The organism is Vibrio sp. 779(2023) (genome assembly GCF_033344285.1).
Lineage (GTDB): Bacteria > Pseudomonadota > Gammaproteobacteria > Enterobacterales > Vibrionaceae > Vibrio > Vibrio alginolyticus.
The window spans coordinates 1-1,067 of sequence record NZ_JAWPOM010000213.1 but is presented as its reverse complement, the minus strand read 5'-3'; the positions used below and the strand labels follow the sequence as shown (position 1 = coordinate 1,067).

1 protein-coding gene is annotated in these 1,067 nt (G+C 50.5%); it reads right to left on the bottom strand.

What is annotated here, in order from left to right:
• Positions 1-87: 87 nt before the first annotated feature.
• Positions 88-1,067 (bottom strand): DNA recombination protein RmuC (rmuC, locus tag R8O70_RS26160; protein WP_318184581.1); only part of this gene is annotated, 980 nt, incomplete at its 5' end.

The window sequence follows — 1,067 nt, the reverse complement described above, 5'->3', positions numbered from 1 at the left end:
GTCCGTCCTTCTAATTCCTCTTGGGCAGCACTTGTTCACTACAGGGCGTTTGCTGACAATGAAAATCGCCCACTGCACTGCGGGCGATTAGTTTACTTTATCCTCAGCCGGATGTCTTTCTACTAACGATTCATTTGGTGATTCATTTTCTGAAAATGCATCACTTTGCGCCAACTGCGCAAGGTCAGAAGAAATCGGTCGTTTGATTTCAACCCCCAACTGCCTAAAGCTTTCTGCTTGACGAATCACGTTGCCACGGCCTGTCGCCAGCTTGTTCATAGCGCCTTGATAGGTTTGGTTCGCTCGGTCTAATGCGCCGCCCAACCCTTCCATGTCGTCGATGAATAAACGCAGCTTGTCGTACAGTTTGGTGGCGCGCTGGGCGATCAATTTGGCGTTTTCATTCTGACGTTCGTTGCGCCATAAATTGTCGATGGTGCGCAGTGCCACCAGCAACGTGGTTGGGCTAACCAAGATGATGTTTTGCTCCATCGCGTCTTTGATCAAGCTTGGGTCGGCTTGAATCGCCACTTGGAACGCCGGCTCTACCGGAATAAACATCAGCACATAATCGAGACTTTGGATGCCTTTGAGCTTGTGGTAATCCTTCATGCTCAAACCTTTGATGTGCGCACGCAGTGCGGTGAGGTGAGCACTTAACGCGCGGTCGCGTTCAGCATCCGTTTCGGCATTGAAGTAGCGCTCGTACGCCACCAATGCCATTTTCGAATCGACCACCACTTGCTTGTTTTGTGGCAAATGCACAATCACATCCGGTTGGTAACGCTTGCCCGCTTCGCTCTGTAGGTTCACTTGCGTTTCGTACTCGTGCCCTTCGCGCAGCCCCGATTCGGCTAAAACGCGCGCCAACACCACTTCACCCCAGTTACCTTGCTGTTTGTTATCGCCTTTGAGCGCTTGGGTCAGGTTCACGGCTTCTCGAGTCATTTGTTCATTGAGACGTTGCAGATTTTTCAGCTCATGCACCAGCGTATGACGCTCTTTAGCTTCTTGGCTAAAGCTGTCGTTGACTTGCTTTTTGAAACCTTCTAACTGCTCTTTTAACG